Source organism: Ruegeria sp. HKCCSP351 (assembly GCF_017872535.1).
GTDB lineage: Bacteria > Pseudomonadota > Alphaproteobacteria > Rhodobacterales > Rhodobacteraceae > Ruegeria.
On record NZ_JAEDOV010000005.1, the window covers coordinates 139,109 to 159,901 of the forward strand.

Genomic DNA, 20,793 nt, shown 5'->3' on the forward strand with positions numbered 1-20,793 from the left:
CCGCGGATATGTCTGGACAGTGAGTATTTGGGAAAAGATGAAGTCATGACAGTCAAAGAGATTTTTGAGACCATGGAATATGGCCCCGCCCCCGAAAGCGCCGCCGAGGCACTGGCCTGGCTGGTCGATCAGGGCGACAAGTTCGGACACTATATCGATGGTGCTTTCACCAAGCCGGGCAAAGGGTTTGACAGCCGCAACCCTGCGACCGGGGAGGTTCTGGCCAAGCTGACGCAGGCCAAGCAGGCCGACGTGGACGCCGCGGTTGCCGCCGCGCGCAAGGCTCAGCCGAAATGGGGGAAACTGGGCGGCACGGGCCGTGCGCGGTATCTCTATTCGATTGCGCGCCTGCTGCAAAAGCATTCGCGTTTGTTTGCGGTGCTGGAAAGCCTCGACAACGGCAAACCGATCCGGGAATCGCGTGACATCGATATTCCGCTGGCGCAGCGGCATTTCTATTATCACGCCGGCATGGCGCAACTGATGGGAAGCGAGCTGCCCGACACCGAAGCGCTGGGTGTGTGCGGCCAGATCATCCCGTGGAACTTCCCCCTGCTGATGTTGGCGTGGAAGATCGCGCCTGCGCTGGCAATGGGAAATACGGTGGTTCTGAAACCCGCTGAATATACCTCGCTGACGGCGCTGTTATTTGCCGATATCTGCACACAGGCCGGTCTGCCGAAAGGTGTCGTCAACATCGTCACCGGAGACGGTGCCGTGGGCGAGATGATCGTGGCCTCGGACGTGGACAAGATTGCCTTTACCGGCTCGACTGTTGTGGGCCGCCGCATCCGTGAGGCCACTGCCGGATCTGGCAAGGAACTGACATTGGAGTTGGGCGGCAAATCCGCGTACATCGTGTTTGATGACGCCGATATCGACTCGGCCATCGAAGGGCTGGTGGATGCGATCTGGTTCAATCAGGGTCAGGTCTGCTGTGCAGGCTCGCGCCTTCTGGTGCAGGAAGGCATCGCCGACCGTTTCCATGACAAGCTGCGCGCCCGGATGGACATGCTGCGTGTCGGCAATCCGCTGGACAAATGTATCGACGTGGGCGCAGTTGTGGACCCGGTTCAGTTGCAGACCATCAAAGGAATGGTCGAAAGCAACACAGCGGGCCATGTGCACCAAGCCGCCTGTGATCTTCCCGCAAACGGCTGCTACTACCCGCCGACACTGATCTCGGGGCTCGAGACCTCGGACCCGTTGATGCAGGAGGAAATCTTCGGCCCGGTGCTGGTGTCTTCGACCTTCCGCACACCGGAAGAGGCCGTCGAGCTGGCGAACAACACCAGGTATGGTCTGGCGGCAACCGTCTGGACCGAGAATGTGAACCTTGCGCTGGATATCGCGCCCAAGCTGGTTGCGGGCGTGGTCTGGGTGAATGCCACCAATCTGTTTGACGCCGCTGCCGGGTTCGGTGGGGTCCGCGAAAGCGGCTTTGGCCGCGAAGGCGGCTGGGAAGGGCTGACCGCCTATACCAGACCCAAGGGTAAGGCCAAGCCGCTGGCAAAGGTCGAGGCAGCCATGGGCGAAGGGGGCCCGGTCGACCCGATTGACCGCACCGCCAAGATGTATGTCGGCGGCAAGCAGGCGCGGCCCGATGGTGGTTATTCGAAACCGGTCTGGGGCAAGTCCGGCCTGCTGGGCCATGTAGGTCTTGCCAACCGCAAGGACGTGCGCAACGCGGTCGAGGCTGCGGCAGGTGCAAAAGGCTGGTCCAGGACCACCGGCCATCTGCGAGCTCAGATCCTGTATTACATCGGCGAAAACCTATCGGCCCGCGCCGGTGAATTCGCGGCGCGGATCGACGCCATGACCGGCAGGAAAGACGGCGCGAAAGAAGTTGAGGCCTCGATTCAGCGCCTGTTCACTGCCGCCGCCTGGGCCGACAAGTATGACGGTCAGGTCCATGGTGTTCCGATCCGGGGCGTTGCCATCGCCATGAAGGAACCCGTTGGCGTGATTGGCGCGCTTTGCGCGGATGAGGCACCGCTGCTGGGTCTGGTGTCGGCCATGGCACCTGCGATTGCGATGGGCAATCGGACGGTTCTGGTGGCTTCCGAGCCCTACCCGCTGGCGGCGACGGATTTCTACCAGATCCTTGAGACTTCGGACGTGCCCGCTGGCGTGGTCAACATCCTGACGGGCAGCCATGCGGAACTGGCCAAACCCCTGGCCTCGCATCTGAACGTCGACGCGGTCTGGTCGTTTTCGTCCACCGACCTGTCGAAAGAGATCGAGGTCGTTTCAGCCGGGAACCTGAAACGGACCTGGGTCAATAACGCGACGGCATTTGACTGGAGCATGGACCATTCCCGCCGCTTCCTTCAGGCTGCAACAGAAGTGAAAAACATCTGGGTGCCCTACGGCGAGTAGGGCTCCCTGCCAAGGGAGCGTTTACTTTGGTACTACCGACTGAGAAAACCAATCGGACTTCTATCGCTCGTTTGGTGATTTTTTCTTTGGTCGGCGCATTTGCGTGCTTGGTATTCTTACTCGCAAATCGCGAAACTCTTGTGCTTCCGATGATTGAGGAGATGCGCAACGAACTCAGTCAAGAGAATGGCGCTCACCCAGTAGATCAAAGATAAAGGGCGTTACATGGATTTTTCAGGACAAACCGTCATCGTGATTGGCGGAACCAGCGGTATCAATCGCGGCATTGCCGAGGCTTTTGCAGCCTCGGGTGCCAAACTGGCCGTGGCCAGCCGGTCGCAGGAAAAGGTCGATGACACCATCGCCGCGCTGAAGGCCGCAGGCGCACAGGATGCGATTGGGGCTGCGTTTGATGTGCGCGATGCAGACGCCGTGGCGGCGGGACTGAAGCAGTTCCATGACGCCTTCGGGGATTTCGATGTGCTGGTTTCGGGTGCGGCGGGCAACTTCCCGGCGCTGGCGTCCGAAATGTCGGTCAACGCCTTCAAGACCGTGATCGATATCGACCTGATGGGCACGATCCACGTGGTGAAGGGGGCGTATCCGTTCCTCAAACGCCCCGGTGCCAGCATCATCAATATCTCGGCCCCGCAATCTTATCTGCCTTATGAGGGTCAAGCCCATGTCTGCGCCGCCAAGGCGGGGGTGGATCAGATCACCCGCACGCTGTCGATGGAATGGGGCGTCGAAGGGATCAGGGTGAACTCGGTTGTGCCGGGGTTCATCGAAGGCACCGAGGGTGCGAAACGCCTTGCGCCCACCAAAAACGCCCACGAAGAACTGCGCCGCGACGTGCCGTTGGGCCGCTGGGGCCAGCCGCAGGACGTGGCCAATGCCTGCCTGTTCCTCAGCTCGGATCTGGCCAGTTATATCAGCGGCACGGTTCTGGCCGTGGACGGGGCACTCTATCAGCGCGGATCGGGCAAGTTCGGGCAGATGATGGGCGACATGCTGCGTGGCATGAAAAAGGGGTGAGCCGCAACTCACCCCTTGCAGTTCAGTTGGTTGTTTCCAGACCAACCGGCTTTCCAACAACAGTGAAATGCAGGCCGTCCGGATCCAACAGTTCGGATGCAACGCGGTTCACGTCTTCCAGTGTGACCGCGTTTACCTTGTCATTGCGGGTGGCGATATAGTCGATGGGCAATCCTTCCATCTGCATCCCCACCATGATCCCGGCAATCTGCCCGTTGCCGTCAAAGCGCAACGGATAAGCGCCGGTCAGGTAGGTCTTGGCATCGTCCAGTTCCTTCTGCGTCACCCCTTCGGCGGCGGCGCGCGCCCATTCGTTGCGAATAACCTCTATCGCCTCGGCAATGCGGTCATTGGCCGATGACACCGACCCCAGGTAAACCGAGGCCAGATCCTTGGGCACAAGATAGGTTCCAACCCCATAGGTCAGGCCCCGCTTTTCGCGCACCTCTTGCATCAGACGGCTTTCGAACCCGCCACCGCCCAGGATGTGGTTCAGGATATAGGCGGCAAAGAAATCAGGATCGTCCCGATCTATTCCGGCATGGCCAAACAGCGCGACGGATTGCGGGGTGTCAAACTCGACAACACTGATCCCGCCGGGGATGGTCACGTTGGCCTTGCCCGGGATGGGCTTGCCCGTTTCCGGCAGGTCGGCGAGCAATTTGTCAAGCAATGCGCCCAGTTCCTCGGCCGTGATATCGCCGACAGCCCCCACATAAAGACGATCCTTGGCAAAAACGCTTTCATACGCCGTTACCACGTCATCCCGTGTCAAGGCCGAGACGCTTTCGATCGTGCCCTTGCCTTCGGAACCATAAGGGTGATCGCCATAGGCCATCTGGGCAAAGTTGCGGCCTGCAATCTCGTTCGGGTCGGTCTGATCTGATCGCAGCCCGGACAGGATTTGCGCGCGCACACGGTCAACCGCGTCCTGATCAAAGCGTGGTTCGTGAATCGTCTCACGCAGCAGGTCGGCAACCTCATCCCGGTTTTCGGTCAAAAATCGTGCGGAAATCGAAACCGTGTCGTCACCGGCGTTATAGCGGAACGATGCGGCCAGAGCCTCAAGCTCGCGCGCATAGGTTCGCGCGTCCATTTCACCGGAACCTTCCTCGATCAGCCCACTCATCAGATAGACCGCGCCGCGCCTGTCCGGGTCGTCCAGCGACGTACCGCCACGGAAGCGCAGCTCAAGCGCGGTGAAAGGGATCGAGTGATCCTCGACCAGCCATGCGGTGATCCCGCCGGGCGAGGTCACTTCTTCAATCTCGATCTCGGCCAAAGCGGGCAGAGCAACCAGACAGGCAATCAGCGTTGCGAGAAACCGTTTCATTGCGTCACCTCATCATCGCGCATCAGCCAGCCGGTGACCGACGCCTCGGGTTGCAGAACGTCACGGGCGGCGGCGATGATTTCGTCGCCGGTCACAGCCTGAAGAATATCAGGCCATGCCTGCACGTCCTGTATTGTCAGGCCGCTGGTCAGGGCGCGCCCATAGCGGTTGCCAATCCCGTCCACATTGTCGCGCGCATAGGTCTGCGCGGCCCGCAACTGCATCTTGATGCGGTTCAGATTGTCCTCGTCGACACCTTCGGCAATGAAATCGGCCACGGCCTGATCCATGGCATCTTCGGCCTCTTGCAGGGAAACCCCTTCGGCGGGAACCACCAACAGGTCGAATGTTGTATCATCCAGTGACACGTCACGATAGAACGCCCCGGTATAAACAGCCATTTTCTGATCGAATTGCAGCTTTTCGTTCAGATACGAGGTCGTGCTGCCCCCCAGAAGCTCCGCCAACAGAAATAGGGCTGCCGCCTTTTCCTGATCGCCCGGATCGCGTTCCGGCGCCAGATAACTGCGCTGAACATAGGGTTGCGCCACGCGAGGGTCCTTGAATGTCAGACGGCGTTCGGAGTTTTGCGGGGGTTCTTGCGACCGGATCCGTTCCGGCAATTCCGCATTGGCCGGAATCACACCGTAATACTGATCGGCCAGAGTGCGGACCTCGGCAGGATCAACGTCTCCGGTGACAACCAGAATGGCGTTATTGGGCGCATAGTGGGTCTGGTAGAAAGACAGTGCGTCTTCCAGTTCCAGTTCTTCCATCTCGTGCTTCCAGCCGATGATCGGCACGCCATAACGGTGATTGAGGTATTGTGCCGCGCTCATCTGTTCGCCGAACAGGGCCCGCGGGTTGTTCTCGGTGCGCTGGTTGCGTTCCTCAAGGATCACATCGCGCTCGGTCACGATGTCCTCTTCGCTCAGGCGAATGTTCCGCATCCTGTCCGATTCCATACGCATCATCAGCTCAAGCCGGTCGGCGGCGACGCGCTGGAAATAGGCAGTGTAATCATACGAAGTGAATGCGTTGTCGTTACCACCATTGGCCGCAACGGTGGCCGAGAATTCACCCGGCGCCAAAGTATCTGTGCCCTTGAACAGCAGGTGTTCCAGAAAATGCGCGACACCCGACGATCCGATCGGCTCATCCGCAGATCCGGCGCGGTACCAGACCATGTGCTGCACGACAGGCGCGCGGTGATCTTCGACCACGACGACATCCATGCCGTTGTCCAAAGTAAATGTGGTGACCGCTTCTTTCCCACCCTCGGCAAAAGCCGGTGTGGTGGCGATCAGGGCAGCCGACAAGGCAAGGGCCCGAACCATGGGGCATCCTCCGTTTCGTTTCTGTCATTCAAACTACGGTGGTGCGGCCCGGGTTCAAGCCCGATGACGGAAAGTTAAGAATTATTCATTCGGGGGCGAGGTCGGGGTCTCGACCCCGGCCCGGCGGGCGGCTTCGGTTTCCGAATACGGATCGATCGACTGGCGTTCGTAGACCTGATTATAGCGGTCGACAGGGAACAGGCGCAGACCGGTCCAGCGGCCCCGGCGTTTGCGGAATGCGGCATCCTCGGTTTCGACCACCTGCCGCGTATCGGGTGACACGCCATAACGGCTGGACGCCGTCACAAGCGCCGCATCCGACGACGGCACACCAGCGTTGGGGTTCAGGGCGGCGGCATTACCACCCAGCGCGACCACCAAATCGGCTTTGGGGGTCGGGTCTGTCAGATTCGTACCACCCGGCGTGGGTGCCGGCAGAAACGCGTAATCCTGAGGCTGGGTCAGCGGCTTGACCGGCAATACCGAAAATTCATCCGGACCCTGTCCCGGAGGCGCCAGATCCCGCAGTCCGGGATTCGAACATGCCGCGACCGCAGCGGCAACTGTCAGAACAAATATGGCGCGCGGCATCCGCATTGGTGTCTCCAGCCTGTTTCTGGCGCTTTTATCGCATATCATTCCGCGCGTCACGAGGGCTTTTTGCCGTCAAACAAAACCAGCCCCAGCGCTCCGGCGAATATGAACACATCCGCCAAGTTGAACACAAACGGGTTGTTGATGCCACAGCAGGACATGTTCAGGAAATCCAGAACAAACCCATAAAGGAGCCGGTCGACCACATTCGCAAGCGCTCCGCCGATCAGCAGACCGCCACAGAGCAACATGAATTTCGAACGCATCGAACGACCAAGCCAAACAAGAACGCCGATGCAGATCGCCACGGACACACCGATCAAAAACCAGCGCGCGGCCTCAGAGTCGCCCTGAAACAGGCCGAAATTGATGCCCCGATTCTCGCCGTATTTGAACACCAGCAGCGGCGGCAGAACATCGATACCGTCGGGCCGTTCAGCCACGCGCAGGACGTGAACGACCAGATACTTGCTAATCTGGTCGATCGCGAAGGCGGCCAAGGCCGCCCAGAGAAGCAGGCGTGACCGCATCAGTGACGGAAATGACGCATACCGGTGAAGACCATCGCCAGACCGGCCTCATCGGCTGCGGCGATCACTTCATCGTCGCGCATGGACCCGCCCGGCTGAATGACGCAGGTCGCGCCCGCTTCGGCGGCTTCCATCAACCCGTCGGGGAAGGGGAAAAACGCATCCGATGCCACGGCAGAACCGATGGTCAGCGGCTGCGGCAAGCCCAGTGCTTCAGCCATACGTTCGGCTTTCTTGGCCGCGATCAGAGCCGAATCCACACGGCTCATCTGCCCCGCGCCAACACCCACGGTTGCGCCATCCTTGACGTAGACGATGGCGTTGGATTTGACGTGCTTGGCCACTTTCCACGCGAACAACAGGTCATGCATCTGCGCGTCGGTCGGGGCTTTCTTGGTCACGACCTTGAGGTCGTCCATGCCGACAAAGCCGTTATCCTTGTCCTGCACCAACAGCCCGCCGGCCACCTGACGGACGGTTTTGCCACCTTCGGTTACATCCGGCAGCGCCTCGGTCGTAAGCAGGCGCAGGTTTTTCTTGGCGGCAAAAATCGCCTTGGCCTCGTCCGAGGCACCGGGGGCGATTACAACCTCGGTGAAGATGCCCGTAATCTCTTGCGCTGTTTCTTCATCCAGCGGCTGGTTCAGCGCAACAATGCCACCAAAAGCCGAGGTGCGGTCGCAGTCAAATGCCGCCTTGTACGCCTCAAGAAGGGTTGAACCTGTGGCTACACCGCAAGGGTTGGCGTGTTTGATGATGGCGCAAGCCGCGCCTTTCGCCGGATCAAACTCGGCCACCAGCTCAAAGGCCGCGTCCGTGTCGTTGATGTTGTTATAGCTCAGTTCCTTGCCCTGATGCTGTACGGCGGTGGCGACGCCGGGGCGGTTGGTGCCGTCCGTGTAGAACGCTGCCTGCTGGTGGCTGTTTTCACCATACCGCAGGGTCTGCTTCAACTCGCCAGCAAATGCGCGGCGCGTTGGGGCGTCCAGTTGCAGCGCATCGGCCATCCAGTTCGACACGGCGGCGTCATAGGCCGCTGTTCGGGCATAGGCCTTTTGCGCCAGCCACTGGCGGAAGCCATAGGATGTCTTGCCATAGTTTTCTTCCAGCTGATCCAGCAAGGAGGAATAATCCTCGACATCCACCACCACGTTCACAAAGGTATGGTTTTTTGAGGCCGCGCGGATCATCGCCGGGCCGCCGATGTCGATATTCTCGATACATTCGTCATAGCGCGCGCCCTTGGCGACGGTTGCCTCGAAGGGGTAGAGGTTTACGACCAGCAGGTCGATGGCGCCGATGCCATGTTCCTCCATCGCCGCAACATGGGTGTCATTGTCACGCAGCGCCAGCAACCCGCCATGCACCATCGGGTGCAGCGTTTTGACCCGGCCATCCATCATCTCGGGGAAGCCGGTGATTTCGCTGACATCGCGAACCTCAAGCCCTGCATCGCGCAGCGCCTTGGCTGTGCCGCCGGTCGACAACAGTTCGATCCCGCGCTCGGACAGCGCCTTGCCCAGCTCGATCAGCCCGGTCTTGTCGGAAACGGAAAGCAACGCGCGGCGCACGGGGTGAAGGTCAGTCATGGGTCCAAAGGTCCTTTTGGCGTCAGTCAAACTTGGGCTCGTCCCGGTGCGTATCGCGCACGGCATAGGCTGTATCCTGCGCCTTGCTCAGCGTCCACCGGATGCGCGTCGCATACTCCATTGCGCGGCCAGATAGAACGATCTGTTTTGTCGCGCGTGGCTTTAAACGGCCTTTTTCAAGATAAACACTTGGTTCAACAGATAATTTTCCCACGCCGTCATGGCGGAAAACCCAGATCTCGCCGCTTTTGAGCGCCATCGACACTGCCGCACCGCCCAGATCCAGCGCCGCGTCAACGTCAGGATGCAGATGAAAACGGATGTCATAGCCAACGCCCTTGAGGCCCGAGGCGTCCATCGCCCTGTCGAACTGACGCTTGGCCTTGTCGGTTGCGGTCAGCAGAATATCCTCGACCGTCAGCTCACGCCCGTCAAAGCGCAATTCGAATGTGCGCGCGTGGGTCAGCCCGAAGACTTTGACATATCCGTCATGCCCAGCCATGAAACGGATGCCTTCGAACGCATCTTCAAAATCGACCGGAACGTCCCGCGGCGCATCGACCAGCGCCTGACTTTCGCGGCCCGGCAACGGGTTGGCCAACCGCGCGCTCGAGAACCCGTCCAGACAGAGGGTTGAGTGAGATGGGGTCGCACGCCCGGCACTGCGCCAATCCAGCCCGAAACTGGCCCCTGATCCACAATTCACGATCAAAGGGCGACGCCCCGAGGTCAGCTCGAACGCCAGCGTGGATGCGTGCGCGTTGAATGAGGCCGCTCCGGACGGCGGCGCGCTGGCATCCACGATCACCGTGGTGCGTGCTGCGGACAGGCGGGCATAGCCCATTGGCAGTTCGGTCGCCGCCTTGTGCTTGACGCCGCTTTGCGCAAGCGCCTGTTCCAGCCGCCCTTCGACCCCGCGCCCACCGCCGTGAAACCGCGCCAGCGCGCCATCCGCATGGCGCAGACTGCGCAAGGTCGGTGCGATCCGCTTGATCGCCTTGGCCTGCGCGACAGGTGTACCGCGTCCAAGATCGCTGAGCGCCGCCGACGTCCAGCTGAGCAGCATGAACACTTCAAGCAGCTCTTCCGGGTTGCGTGTCGGAATGCCGCCCTGCGCATCCACCTGCCGGTCACATTCACCAGCCAAAGCCCGCAGGGCCGGATCGGCCATCTGCTCCAACCCCTCCAGCGCCAACCCGGCTTGCACAAGACCGGCCAGCGCCTCGAAACGCGGCAACCCGGGTGTCGCGGCCTGCCAGCGCTTGGACAGGAACCATGTTTGCTGCGCCAAAGACCGAAAGAACAGTTTGCTTTGCTTCTCATCTGCCCCGCGCAGCAGAAAGAGTGCATGGTTGATCCAGCGCATCACCCGCCGCCCGGTCAGGTCAGGCGCCCAGCCCGGGCCCTGCCCGCGGCCATGCGCCTCGATCCAGCCCCAGACCCAGCGCTGCGCTTTTTCCCGTGCGCGCATATCACCGACAGCGGCCAGATCATCCAGCCATGCAAAACCATGGCGTTCCTCATCAAAGCCGGCGCTGGGGGCAACAACATCCCACAACGCGGTATCGTCTGCCTCGACCAGATACCCGGCGAACAAGAGATTCCCCGCAACCAGCTGCCGCCCGCGCGCAAACGAACCAACGGTGCGCGGCTGAGGCTGCGCAACAAACCCCGTGGCGGCCTTTTGCCGTTGACTGAGACGCGCGTAGAAACGGTTTTGAAACCGCATCCACCGACTGGCCATGGTGTCCGAATTTGACATGCGCGTGTTACTCTGCCCCTTGCGCTCTGCTGGCGCTTGAGACCCAACGATAGACCGCGCCGATCGTCAAGTCATCGAAAAGCGTGCGCTCAGGCGGATTTGTTCAGGCAGGCGATATAGAACCCGTCCATACCTCCGCGATCGGGCCAGTAGTCGGGCCGCAGACGCAGACCGCCTTCCTCGGTGATCCAGTTGTCTTCGATGCCGGAGAGCTTCAGTGCCTCGCGATCCGTGCTCATGTCCTGATACATGCCCAGCGCGTCTTCGATCTGAACCTCGCCCTCATCCGGCAAGAGCGAACAGGTGCAATAGACCAGCCGCCCGCCGGGTTTCAGCAGCGTCCACGCATGGGCCAACATCTGCGCCTGCAATTCGATCAATCCGCCAAATTCCGAGCCATCCTTGGCAAACGGCAAGTCAGGATGCCTGCGGATCGTACCCGTGGCCGAGCAGGGCGCGTCCAGCAAAATTGCGTCGTACTGACCCTGATGGTCCAGCGCGTCACCCACGATGACCTCTGCCAGCAACCCGGTCCGGGCGAGGTTTTCGCGCACGCGTTCGGTGCGCGCCGCGGATACATCCAGCGCCGTCACATCGGCCCCTGCCGCAGCAAGTTGCATGGTTTTACCGCCCGGAGCCGCGCAAAGGTCCAACACCTTCTCGCCCGCCTTCGGTGCCAGAACACGCACCGGCAGCGCGGCTGCCGCGTCCTGCACCCACCAACCCCCATCCTTGTATCCCGGCAAGGCCGAGACCTGACCCGCATCCTGAATGCGCACAGACCCGGTGGGCAGTTTTTCGCCCGGAGGGCCTTCTGCCCCCGGCTTCAGGGTAAGGTCCAGTGGTGCGCCCGCGAAATGCGCCTGTTCCATTCCGGCAACCGCTTCGGCACCCCACGCCGCGATCAGGGGGTCCCGCAGCCACTCCGGCAGGCGCGGGACACGCATTTTCGGCCATGCCTCGGGACCCTCGGACGCCACCTTGCGCAAAACGGCATTCACCAGCCCTTTCAGACGCCCGTGCTTGCGCGAGCGGCTGATGATTTCAACCATGGAGTTCACCACCCCATGCGCAGCTTCCCCGTTGCACAGCTCGACCGCGCCCAACCTCAGCGCGTTGTGTACGGTCAGGGCGGGCGTTCGGTTCAGGTGGTTGTCCAGCAGACGGTCGGCCCGTTCCAGCCCACGCAGGGTTTCGGATGCCAACCGCTGGGCACGCGCGCGATCCTCTGGACCCAACCGATCCAAAGCACCCGCGGCCAGGCATTCAGACAACAGGCGGCCTTCGCCCAGAACCTGATCCAATAGATAGATTGCGCTGCGCCGTGCTGCTGTCGCGCTGTTTGTCATGGTACTGCCTTCATGTGACCTGTGCCCGCATTGCCATTGGCGGACGCGGGCGTATATCAAGGCTATGCACGGAAAGGAACCCGATGTCATGAGTGACGACCGCAAAGACCTGCCCCCCGCCGCCCAACGCGCGCTGGCCGAAGCGGAAGAACGCCGCCAAAAAGCCCAGGCCGAGGCCAGGGAAATGCCCAAGGAACTGGGAGGGCGCGATGGGCTGGACCCCGCCCGTTACGGCGATTGGGAAAAGAAAGGCATCGCCATCGATTTCTAGGCCCTCAGCCGCGCAGGGCCTTCAGAAAATCATCGATCAGGGCGCGCTGTTTTCTGGACTGCACCCGATCTTCGGGCCATGTCAGCCAATAACCGTCCTTGGTTTGCAGCTCTGGCAGCTCTAACCTGCGCAACCGGCCATCCCTTAGATCACCGGACGCCAGCGGAACCGAGCCCAGCACGATCCCCATCCCGCGCCTTGCCGCCGAAACGGCATGTTCCATCGAATCGAAACTGACATGTGATAGCGCGACGTCGCCATGCCCGCATTTCCGGACCCACTCGCGCCAGCCCGGACGCTCGCCGCGCAGATCGATCAGGGGGGCACCCCATTCAACGCCCGGTGCGGCCATCGGCACCAGCACCTCGCGCGCGATCAATGCCGCGTCGCGCCCGGCCCACACGCCGCGACCATAGCGGATTTGCAGCCAGGTGCGTTCCTCGTCCAGCGACGACCGGCGCGCAACCGAGTCGGTCATCACCCGCACCTCGGGGCGCAGGTCCCTGAACACAGGCAGGGCTGGTACAACGAGGGCGTGAATGTTTGACGACAACCCGGCGACCCTGAGTTCGCGTGGTGATTTTCCAAACAGATCTTCGGTGTTGCGTTCCAACGCCAGCAGGCTGTCCTGCACAAGCGGCAGATAGCTTTCTCCTTCGACCGTCAGCGACACGCCGCGCGCCTCGCGCACAAACAGGGACCGGCCCAGCCACGCCTCAAGATTGCCGATCCTTTGGCTGACAGCGGCCTGCGTCAACCCGAACTCTTTCGCAGCGGCCGAGAACCCGCCCAGACGCCCGGCGGCTTCGAACACGCGCAACCAATCCAACGGCGGTAATCCGGTCTTGTTTTTAGCCATTAGTTTTTCCAAGCCTCAGACGAAATAAGGATTAATTGTCGTAATGCCACGAACGGCGTATCAGCTCAACCAAAGCTCGCGCCGAACAGGAGACCCCCAATGCTGCGCACCGCCACCCACGACACCTCGATTGTTACAGTCGCGTTTGACACCGGGGCCAAGGCCCGTTTCCACGCCATCTGGCTGCGCGACAACGCGCTGGACGCTGATACCCGCGCGCCAGGCAATGGTCAGCGCCTGATCACCATCGGCGATATTCCCACCGACATCTCGGTCAGTTCAGCCGAGGTGGTCGCAGGTGACCTGCAAGTCACGTTCCAGCCTGAGAGCAAAATCGTTACCTTCCCGGCGGACTGGTTGGCCGAAAACAGCTACGACCGCGACCATGACATTGCCCTGGGTCGCATCGCCCCCGGCATCACGACCTGGGAGAGTGGTATCGGCGCGCCCAGCGGGGATTGGAACGAGGTCCATGCCAGCCCAGCGGTCAAGCGCAATTGGCTGGCCGCTGTGGCCGAGTTCGGCTTTGCCAAGCTGACCGGCGGCCCGACCGAGCCTGAATCGCTGCTGAAGGTCGCTGACCTGTTCGGCTATGTCCGCGAAACCAATTACGGCCCCTATTTCGAGGTGCGGACCGAGGTGAACCCGACAAACCTTGCCTATACCGGGCTTGGCCTTCAGGCGCATACCGACAACCCCTATCGCGACCCGGTGCCGACCTTGCAAATCCTCTATTGTCTGGAAAACTCGGCTGAAGGCGGGGAGTCCATCGTTGTTGACGGCTTCCGCGCCATCGAAAAACTGCGTGACGCAAACCCCGAAGGCTTTGCCCTGCTGGCCGGATATCCGGCGCGGTTCGAGTACAAGGGCTCGGACGGGGTCTGCCTGCGGTCGCGCCGCCCGATGATCGAGTTGTCGCCGGATGGTGAGTTGATCGGCATCCGCTTCAACAACCGCTCTTCCGCCCCCTTTGTGGATGTGCCGTTTGACAAGATGGAGGCTTATTACGCCGCCTATCGACAATTGGGGGATATCATCGACGATCCGGCGATGGGCGTTTCCTTCAAACTGGAACCGGGGGAAAGCTTTATCGTCGACAACACCCGCGTCCTGCACGCGCGGCTTGGCTATTCCGGGGCCGGGTCGCGCTGGTTGCAGGGATGTTACGCCGACAAGGACGGGTTGCTGTCCACACTGGCGGCGATGGAGATGGCGCAGCCGGAGGCGGCAGAATGAAACCTGATTTCTCGACCCTGAACCGGGACAATATCGTTGCTTTCATCGGGAGCATTTTCGAACGCCGCGGCGGTGAAGAGTATCTGGGTGAGCCTGTCACCATGGCCCAGCACATGCTGCAAGGCGCAACCATTGCCGAGCAGAACGGGATGCCCGAGGAAATCATCGTGGGCGCCTTGCTGCACGACATCGGCCATTTCACATCCGAGTTCGGCACCTACCACCCGGATGACACCGAAGACCGTCATCATGAGGACGCGGGCGCCGAGGTACTGGAGCAGTTCTTCCCCTCGGTCATCACCGATTGCTGCCGCTATCACGTGGCAGCCAAGCGGTATCTGTGTGCTACCAAACCCGAGTATTTCAATCGCCTGTCCGCGGCGTCGGTTCACACGTTGGAACTGCAAGGTGGTCCGATGAGCGCCGAAGAAGTTGCCGCGTTCGAAGCCAACCCGAACCTGAAGGAGATCATTCAGGTCCGCTATCTGGATGAGGCCGGCAAACGCGCGGATATGGAAACCCCGGATTTTGCACATTTTGCGCCGATGGTGCAGCGTATGGTCGACAAACACATGGAGGCCGCATGAACGCCCCGGAATACATCTTTGAAGCTAGCACCAAACCCTCGTTGCCCTGGCACGAGGTTCCCCTGATCCGCGCAACGGACGCCTCGGTCAAAGGTTACGGGTGTCTGGTCGATGATCCCGAAGGGTTCGAGATCGAGATCACCCGCTGGCCACAGCAGGGCTGGCGGCCGATTGACGAAGGCACCGGCGATGAAGGCGGCTGGGTCGAAGGCACCTTTCGCGGTGAGTGGAAGGGTGACGTGCTTTATGGCGAGAACGAAGCGGTCAATGGCCACTATGTCCTCGGCTGGTCCACCGATCCGCAGCAGGCACAGACAAGCCGCCAAACAGCGCCCCGCGATCAGGTGCTGCTGTGGCACATGAACTATCACCCGGATGGCGGGCAGATGTTCTGGCCGCTCGACAGCAAACCCTTCATCATTCCTGCCGCGTTGCCCGGCGACAACCTGACACCAGAAAAGGTGGTGGCGTTCTGGTGCGACGGTTCGCGCGGGCTGTATATCCATCCCGGTATCTGGCACGAGGGGATATTTCCGATAGAAGACAACCAGCGGTTCCTCGACCGGCAGGGTGCAGTGCACGCACGGGTCAGCGCTGATATCGGTCAGGAATTTGGCGTCTACCTCGCCTGCCCGCTGCGCGCCGACAAGATCAGGGACCTCTGAAGACCTTTTTCAGGTTTTCCTAACCTTTGCGCTAAACTTCTGCGATACTCTCCCTATAGTTGCATGGAGTCTATCGCAGATGGCATTGAACAGGTGAAAACAGGTGCAGTTGAGAACCGCCCGGACAGGCTGCGTTTCGTTGACCCACGATAATTTCTATAGGAACCGGATTAGAGACAGATTTGTTGACAGTTTTATTTTTCACTCTCGGTTTCTTCGTCATTGCGAACTTTTCGGTCCTCGCCGCGATGATATTCCTTACGTCGGTATTCCCGGTCTTCAACTTCAAAGATGAATTTGTTGAATTCTGGATAAGGACAAGAGGCACCCCTCCATCACGAAGAAGACTGCTGCTGAATGCCTATGGGGCGGGAAACTACTTTTTTATGACTGAAAAATGCTACGATCTAAATGTTCCCAATGGGATACGGATCGTTCCGAATGCCAACTTTTTTCTTACATATATACTAGGTTTCGCATCGATTATTACGGCGGTGCTTTTCTGGGTTTGGGCGTTCTTCGTATATGCGCTGGTGCGCGCTTACTTCTAATCGCAGCGTTTACAACCCCAACACATCCACCATGTCATACTGACCCGGTGCCTTGCCCTGCCCCCAAAGGGCCGCTTTCAGCGCGCCGCGGGCAAAGATGGCGCGGTCCGTGGCCAGATGGCGCAGGACGATGCGTTCTCCGGGGGCGGCGAACAGGACATCATGTTCCCCCACGATGTCGCCGCCGCGAATGGCGTGGAAGCCAATGTCACCACGCTTGCGCGCGCCAGTGATGCCATCGCGGCCCCGGTCGGACACGTCCGACAACTCAACGCCGCGCCCTTCGGCTGCGGCCTCGCCCAGCATCAGCGCCGTGCCCGAAGGTGCATCGACCTTGTGATGGTGGTGACCTTCGATGATCTCGATATCGAAATCCTCATCCAATGCGGCTGCGACCTTTTTGGTCAATTGCACCAGAAGGTTGACGCCAAGGCTCATGTTTCCGGCCCGTACGATCACCGCATGGCGGGACGCGGGTTCCAGTGCCGCGATCTGTTCGTCGGACATGCCGGTGGTGCCGATCACATGCACACAGCGCGCCTGCGCCGCCAGCGCAGCGAATTCCAGTGTCGCCTCGGGCGCGGTGAAGTCGATCACTGCCTGCGCCTGCGCAAAGGCCTCCAGCGGATCGTCGGTGACGGTGACGCCCAGTGCCTGCCCGCCCATGGCCTCGCCCACATCCTGACCGATCCAGTCATGGTCCTTGCGTTCGACCACGCCGACCAGACGGGCCTGATCGCTGTCCGTCACGGTCTTGATCAGCATCTGCCCCATACGGCCCGAAGCCCCTGTGATGACGATCCCCGGAATATGGGTCATTGCGCTGGTCCTTTTCGTTAAGTCGGCTCAAAGCCTCCTACCCGGTTCGCGCCCGCTTGGCAAAGCCCTGCTTTGCGCTTAGATCGGGGTTTATGGCAAAGAACAAATTCCACGATGGCCCCGGCCCGTCCCAACGGCAGCTGCGTGTCGGCGAACTGATCCGCCGCACCCTGTCCGAAGTTCTGGCGCGCGGAGATGTCCACGACCCCGACCTGAATCGCATGTCGATCACCGTGGGTGAGGTGCGCACCTCGCCCGATCTGAAGATCGCCACTGCCTATGTGCTGCCCCTCGGCGGCAGAGGGCAGGAGGACGTGATCGAGCTGCTGGCCCGCAACAAGGGTGAGCTGCGGCGTATGGTCGGCAAGAAAGTCGGCCTGAAGTTCGCGCCCGATCTGCGCTTTCGGCTGGATGACACATTTGACCGTCTGGACGATACCCGCCGCATGTTCGAACAGGACGCGGTGCGCCGCGATCTGGACGAGTGATCCGCACGCTTGTCACATTGGCGACGCTTCTTTGGGCCGCGCAGGCAGGCGCGGTCACTTGTGAAAAGCTGACCCACGAGGACAAACGTTATACGGTTTGCAACGTTAATGCCGCCAATGAAGATCTGCGGCTGTTTCTGAACAGCGAAGACGGTCAGGTATTGGGGCATTTTTCGTCGGTCAACGAAGTGCTGGCCCCGGAAGGCGAACGGCTGGCCTTTGCGATGAACGCGGGCATGTATCACGACGACCGTTCACCCGTTGGCCATTATGTCGAGGACGGCCAGGAGCAGATGCGTGTGATCACCAACCCCGGCCCCGGCAACTTCGGTTTGCTGCCCAATGGCGTGTTCTGCATTCGCAAGGGCCGGGCGGATGTGTTTGAAACGCTTGATTACGTGGATCAGGCGCCCACCTGCCGCTTTGCCACCCAATCCGGTCCCATGCTGGTGATCGACGGAGAACTGCACCCGCGCTTCCTGCCTGATTCGACCTCGCTTTATGTTCGAAATGGGGTCGGCACCAGTTCCGATGGTACACGGGCGGTGTTTGCGATCTCGGAAGATTACGTCACCTTCCACGAGTTTGGACGTTTGTTCCGCGATGTGCTTGGCACGCCAAACGCGCTGTTTTTCGACGGCAATATCTCGCGGATGTATGAGCGTGCCAGCAACCGCTCGGATTTGGGATTCTCGCTGGGGCCGATTGTCGGTGTGGTCGAAGAAACGCCCGCAAATTGACAGCGGCAGAGTGATCCGCTAACTCGCGCGCCTCAGCAAGATTCAAGGTGCATGATGGGACGCAAACGCAAGGGCCGCGACATTTCCGGTTGGCTGGTGGTGGACAAGCCTGCGGGCATGACCTCGACCGCCGTGGTCAACAAGGTGCGTTGGGCTATGGATGCCAAAAAGGCGGGCCATGCGGGCACGCTGGATCCCGAGGCGACCGGCGTTCTGGCAATTGCCTTGGGCGAGGCAACCAAGACCGTTCCCTATATCACCGATGCCTTGAAAGCCTATACCTTTACCGTGCGACTGGGGCAGGCCACCAACACGGACGATGCCGAGGGCGAAGTGATCGCGCAAAGCGATGCGCGCGCCTCGGATGACGATATCAAACAGGCGCTGACCCCGTTTCTGGGCGATATAATGCAGGTGCCGCCCAAATTCTCGGCGGTGAAGATCGACGGCCAACGCGCCTATAAACTGGCCCGTGATGGGGAGGATGTGGAGCTGAACGCTCGCCCCCTCTGGGTCGAGGAACTGATCCTTGTCGACCGCCCCGACGAAGATCACGTGGTGCTGGAGATGACCTGCGGCAAAGGCGGCTATGTGCGGTCTATCGCCCGCGATCTGGGCGAGGCGCTGGGGTGCCACGGCCACGTCAAGGAACTGCGCCGCATCTGGTCCGGCCCGTTCGAGGCCGAGGACGGGTTGAGCATCGAGCAGATTGACGAGATGGCGAAAACAACCGCCCTGGACGAGTATCTGCACCCGCTGGAAACCGGCCTGTCCGACCTACCCGAACTGAAATGCACACCCGAAGGCGCCACCCGCCTTCGCAATGGCAATCCGGGCATGGTGCTGGCTGGGGACGTGGAATACGGCGACGAGGCCTGGGCATCGTTCGACGGCAAGGCCGTGGCCGTAGGCATCTATAAATCTGGTGAATTGCACCCCAGCCGGGTGTTCGTCGACTGAGAGTCGTGTTAGGCGAAGGGCATGATCACCCGTTCCCACACCAAGGGCGACGCGCCCTCGACCGCCATATATTCCGATTGCGAGAAATACCGCTATAGCCTGACCCGCATCTGGGACCCTGAAGGGCGCAAGGCATTATTTGTGATGCTGAACCCGTCAACCGCGACCGAGGTGCAGAACGATCCGACGGTGGAACGCTGTGAACGGCGCGCACGCGCGTTGGGGTTCGGGGCGTTTCAGGTCACGAACATCTTTGCGTGGCGCGACACCGACCCGCGCAAGATGCGGGCTGCCGCCGATCCGGTCGGGCCCGAGAATGACGCGGCCATTCTGGACGGCGTGCAATGGGCCGATCAGGTCATCGCGGCCTGGGGCACGCATGGCGCGCATCTGGAGCGTGGCCCTGCGGTGGAAACCCTGTTGCGCGGCACCGGCCAATCGCTGTTCCATCTGGGCCTGACCAAGGACGGCCACCCCAAACATCCGCTTTATATCGCCTATACTCAGCAGCCAGAACTCTGGTGACAAAGGATTAACCATTTCAAAGGTTTACCTTTGACCCGGTGACGGCCGACATGGGATATTCCACCCTCGGAACATCATGCTTTCGGAGGGGTTCCATGTTTCTGGCCGGATTGCTTGGACTGGCCGCCATCGGCGGCGCTGCTTACGCGATGAGCGATTTTCTGATCGAAGAGGACGACACGCCGGATGAAAACCCGGAAGGTGAACCTTCGGCCGAGGTTGGTACCGGTGAATTTCTGGTCATCGGCGAGGGTGTCGAAGACCCGGAAAACGCTAACACCGAACCCTCGCCGGACAGTAGCGAGGCGCCCTTCACCGGAACTGTGATCTCGGAATTTGAAGGCGATCTCGTGATTGCCGGTGGCGATGGTTCGGACGTGATTACCGGGCAGGACGGTGTCGATCAGATCAACGGCTACGGCGGGGACGACACGATAAACGGTGCCAAGGGCAACGACGTTCTGCACGGGGGCGACGGCGCAGATCAGATATCGGGCGGGCAGGGAAATGACATCCTGCACGGTGAGGCGGATGACGACCTCTTGTTCGGAGATGACGGGGATGATGCCCTTTACGGTCACTTTGGGGACGACACACTGGATGGCGGTGCGGGTGAGGACGAACTGTTTGGCGGTCAGGGCGACGACAGGCTGGACGGCGGCGCAGGGGATGATGCGTTGCAGGGCGGGTTCGGGGATGATGTTCTGAACGGGGGCGAAGGTGAGGATACCGTTTTTGGCGGGGATGGAGACGACTTTGTTTTCGGGATCGAAGAGGGTGCCGCCGAAAGGGATTTCCTGAACGGCGGTGCGGGTGACGATACCATTCTGGCAGGCGGCAAAGACGTGGTGACGGGCGGAGACGGGGCCGATGACATCGTGCTGAACCCAGGTGATGATCAGGTGACCGTAATGGGATTTCAACCCGGCGAAGACAAGCTGCTGGTGACGTGGGAGGATGAGACCGACCCGGCAATCGAGGTTGAGGCCGACGCCGAAAACGCCAACCTGACAAGGGTTTTCATAGATGGCCAGGAAGTTGCGCAGGTATATGGTGCCGAAGGAATGACAGCGGCTGACATTCAGCTGATCACCGAAGCGCAGTTGGCACAATACGGGCAGATGGTCTGAGCCCGCAGAAACCCTTTGCCATTTGGGTCAAATGCGCTTATACGCGCCCATCCG

The 20,793-nt window shown here is 60.7% G+C and carries 20 protein-coding genes; 11 read left to right on the forward strand and 9 right to left on the reverse strand.

The genetic code is table 11. The annotated features are described in order from the left end of the window. The first annotated feature begins 45 nt into the window (after positions 1–45). Positions 46–2,379: an aldehyde dehydrogenase family protein gene (locus tag I9182_RS12105; RefSeq protein ID WP_209598408.1), complete on the forward strand. Its 2,334-nt coding sequence runs from the start codon at positions 46–48 to the stop codon at positions 2,377–2,379. A gap of 225 nt (positions 2,380–2,604) precedes the next feature. Further along, on the forward strand, positions 2,605–3,414 hold the full coding sequence (locus I9182_RS12110; protein ID WP_209598409.1) for an SDR family oxidoreductase: 810 nt from the start codon (positions 2,605–2,607) through the stop codon (positions 3,412–3,414). A 22-nt stretch (positions 3,415–3,436) separates the two neighbouring features. On the opposite strand, the gene I9182_RS12115 is transcribed toward I9182_RS12110, so the two are convergent. From I9182_RS12115 to I9182_RS12145, 7 genes are all read right to left on the reverse strand, one after another. Then, a complete protein-coding gene (locus I9182_RS12115; RefSeq protein ID WP_209598410.1) occupies positions 3,437–4,747 on the reverse strand; it encodes a pitrilysin family protein in 1,311 nt (436 codons plus the stop codon). Further along, entirely contained in the window at positions 4,744–6,084 is a 1,341-nt protein-coding gene (locus I9182_RS12120; RefSeq protein WP_209505078.1) for a pitrilysin family protein, read from the reverse strand. Before I9182_RS12120 ends, I9182_RS12115 begins: the two co-directional genes overlap by 4 nt. An 81-nt stretch (positions 6,085–6,165) precedes the next feature. Continuing rightward, complete coding sequence (locus I9182_RS12125) at positions 6,166–6,681, reverse strand: DUF3035 domain-containing protein (protein ID WP_209598411.1); 516 nt, start codon at positions 6,679–6,681, stop codon at positions 6,166–6,168. Positions 6,682–6,731: 50 nt separating this feature from the next. Continuing rightward, positions 6,732–7,208, reverse strand: a complete 477-nt coding sequence (gene lspA / locus I9182_RS12130) for a signal peptidase II (protein ID WP_209505080.1) — start codon at positions 7,206–7,208, stop codon at positions 6,732–6,734. Next, positions 7,208–8,797, reverse strand: coding sequence for a bifunctional phosphoribosylaminoimidazolecarboxamide formyltransferase/IMP cyclohydrolase (gene purH, locus I9182_RS12135; protein ID WP_209598412.1), 1,590 nt, complete (start codon positions 8,795–8,797; stop codon positions 7,208–7,210). Before purH ends, lspA begins: the two co-directional genes overlap by 1 nt. Before the next feature lie 22 nt (positions 8,798–8,819). Next, entirely contained in the window at positions 8,820–10,559 is a 1,740-nt protein-coding gene (locus tag I9182_RS12140; protein ID WP_209598413.1) for a heparinase II/III family protein, read from the reverse strand. An 89-nt stretch (positions 10,560–10,648) separates the two neighbouring features. Beyond that, positions 10,649–11,908, reverse strand: a complete 1,260-nt coding sequence (locus I9182_RS12145; protein WP_209598414.1) for a transcription antitermination factor NusB — start codon at positions 11,906–11,908, stop codon at positions 10,649–10,651. A gap of 88 nt (positions 11,909–11,996) precedes the next feature. Here I9182_RS12145 and I9182_RS12150 point away from each other — a divergent pair, with 88 nt between their 5' ends. Next, positions 11,997–12,179 carry a DUF1674 domain-containing protein gene (locus tag I9182_RS12150; protein ID WP_209505084.1) on the forward strand — a complete coding sequence of 61 codons (183 nt, stop codon included), beginning with the start codon at positions 11,997–11,999 and terminating at the stop codon, positions 12,177–12,179. 4 nt (positions 12,180–12,183) lie between these two features. Here the strand turns inward: I9182_RS12150 and I9182_RS12155 are convergent, their stop codons facing one another. Continuing rightward, positions 12,184–13,038 (reverse strand): LysR family transcriptional regulator, encoded by an 855-nt coding sequence (locus I9182_RS12155; protein ID WP_209505085.1) that lies wholly within the window; start codon positions 13,036–13,038, stop codon positions 12,184–12,186. Between the two features lie 99 nt (positions 13,039–13,137). Here I9182_RS12155 and I9182_RS12160 point away from each other — a divergent pair, with 99 nt between their 5' ends. From I9182_RS12160 to I9182_RS12170, 3 genes are read left to right on the forward strand one after another with little or no spacing between them, the layout of a single operon-like run. After that, positions 13,138–14,274, forward strand: a complete 1,137-nt coding sequence (locus I9182_RS12160) for a TauD/TfdA family dioxygenase (RefSeq protein WP_209598415.1) — start codon at positions 13,138–13,140, stop codon at positions 14,272–14,274. Further along, the gene (locus I9182_RS12165; protein WP_209505087.1) at positions 14,271–14,861 is read left to right on the forward strand and encodes an HD domain-containing protein; all 591 of its coding nucleotides are present in this window, start codon (positions 14,271–14,273) and stop codon (positions 14,859–14,861) included. Before I9182_RS12160 ends, I9182_RS12165 begins: the two co-directional genes overlap by 4 nt. Then, entirely contained in the window at positions 14,858–15,526 is a 669-nt protein-coding gene (locus tag I9182_RS12170; protein ID WP_209505088.1) for an ureidoglycolate lyase, read from the forward strand. The genes I9182_RS12165 and I9182_RS12170 overlap by 4 nt, the downstream gene beginning before the upstream one ends. A 560-nt stretch (positions 15,527–16,086) precedes the next feature. Here I9182_RS12170 and dapB read toward each other — a convergent pair. Continuing rightward, positions 16,087–16,896: a 4-hydroxy-tetrahydrodipicolinate reductase gene (gene dapB / locus I9182_RS12175; protein ID WP_209505089.1), complete on the reverse strand. Its 810-nt coding sequence runs from the start codon at positions 16,894–16,896 to the stop codon at positions 16,087–16,089. 92 nt (positions 16,897–16,988) lie between these two features. Here dapB and rbfA point away from each other — a divergent pair, with 92 nt between their 5' ends. The 5 genes from rbfA to I9182_RS20550 all read left to right on the forward strand — a co-directional run bounded on the left by rbfA (position 16,989) and on the right by I9182_RS20550 (position 20,739). Further along, positions 16,989–17,384: a 30S ribosome-binding factor RbfA gene (gene rbfA / locus I9182_RS12180; protein ID WP_209505090.1), complete on the forward strand. Its 396-nt coding sequence runs from the start codon at positions 16,989–16,991 to the stop codon at positions 17,382–17,384. Beyond that, complete coding sequence (locus I9182_RS12185; protein ID WP_209598416.1) at positions 17,381–18,124, forward strand: phosphodiester glycosidase family protein; 744 nt, start codon at positions 17,381–17,383, stop codon at positions 18,122–18,124. The genes rbfA and I9182_RS12185 overlap by 4 nt, the downstream gene beginning before the upstream one ends. Positions 18,125–18,178: 54 nt before the next feature. After that, positions 18,179–19,084, forward strand: a complete 906-nt coding sequence (truB, locus tag I9182_RS12190; RefSeq protein WP_209598535.1) for a tRNA pseudouridine(55) synthase TruB — start codon at positions 18,179–18,181, stop codon at positions 19,082–19,084. 21 nt (positions 19,085–19,105) lie between these two features. Next, positions 19,106–19,609, forward strand: a complete 504-nt coding sequence (locus I9182_RS12195; protein WP_209598417.1) for a DUF1643 domain-containing protein — start codon at positions 19,106–19,108, stop codon at positions 19,607–19,609. 95 nt (positions 19,610–19,704) lie between these two features. Then, positions 19,705–20,739 (forward strand): calcium-binding protein, encoded by a 1,035-nt coding sequence (locus tag I9182_RS20550; protein ID WP_209598418.1) that lies wholly within the window; start codon positions 19,705–19,707, stop codon positions 20,737–20,739. Positions 20,740–20,793 lie beyond the last annotated feature (54 nt).

Coding starts and splice junctions, on each gene's coding strand:
- lspA (WP_209505080.1), bottom strand. CDS start 7,208: ATGCGGTCACGCCTGCTTCTCTGGGCGGCCTTGGCCGCCTTCGCGATC.
- I9182_RS12105 (WP_209598408.1), top strand. CDS start 46: ATGACAGTCAAAGAGATTTTTGAGACCATGGAATATGGCCCCGCCCCC.
- I9182_RS12140 (WP_209598413.1), bottom strand. CDS start 10,559: ATGTCAAATTCGGACACCATGGCCAGTCGGTGGATGCGGTTTCAAAAC.
- I9182_RS12170 (WP_209505088.1), top strand. CDS start 14,858: ATGAACGCCCCGGAATACATCTTTGAAGCTAGCACCAAACCCTCGTTG.
- I9182_RS12150 (WP_209505084.1), top strand. CDS start 11,997: ATGAGTGACGACCGCAAAGACCTGCCCCCCGCCGCCCAACGCGCGCTG.
- dapB (WP_209505089.1), bottom strand. CDS start 16,896: ATGACCCATATTCCGGGGATCGTCATCACAGGGGCTTCGGGCCGTATG.
- I9182_RS12110 (WP_209598409.1), top strand. CDS start 2,605: ATGGATTTTTCAGGACAAACCGTCATCGTGATTGGCGGAACCAGCGGT.
- I9182_RS12120 (WP_209505078.1), bottom strand. CDS start 6,084: ATGGTTCGGGCCCTTGCCTTGTCGGCTGCCCTGATCGCCACCACACCG.
- I9182_RS12195 (WP_209598417.1), top strand. CDS start 19,106: ATGATCACCCGTTCCCACACCAAGGGCGACGCGCCCTCGACCGCCATA.
- I9182_RS12125 (WP_209598411.1), bottom strand. CDS start 6,681: ATGCGGATGCCGCGCGCCATATTTGTTCTGACAGTTGCCGCTGCGGTC.
- I9182_RS12160 (WP_209598415.1), top strand. CDS start 13,138: ATGCTGCGCACCGCCACCCACGACACCTCGATTGTTACAGTCGCGTTT.
- I9182_RS20550 (WP_209598418.1), top strand. CDS start 19,705: ATGTTTCTGGCCGGATTGCTTGGACTGGCCGCCATCGGCGGCGCTGCT.
- purH (WP_209598412.1), bottom strand. CDS start 8,797: ATGACTGACCTTCACCCCGTGCGCCGCGCGTTGCTTTCCGTTTCCGAC.
- I9182_RS12145 (WP_209598414.1), bottom strand. CDS start 11,908: ATGACAAACAGCGCGACAGCAGCACGGCGCAGCGCAATCTATCTATTG.
- rbfA (WP_209505090.1), top strand. CDS start 16,989: ATGGCAAAGAACAAATTCCACGATGGCCCCGGCCCGTCCCAACGGCAG.
- truB (WP_209598535.1), top strand. CDS start 18,179: ATGGGACGCAAACGCAAGGGCCGCGACATTTCCGGTTGGCTGGTGGTG.
- I9182_RS12165 (WP_209505087.1), top strand. CDS start 14,271: ATGAAACCTGATTTCTCGACCCTGAACCGGGACAATATCGTTGCTTTC.
- I9182_RS12115 (WP_209598410.1), bottom strand. CDS start 4,747: ATGAAACGGTTTCTCGCAACGCTGATTGCCTGTCTGGTTGCTCTGCCC.
- I9182_RS12155 (WP_209505085.1), bottom strand. CDS start 13,038: ATGGCTAAAAACAAGACCGGATTACCGCCGTTGGATTGGTTGCGCGTG.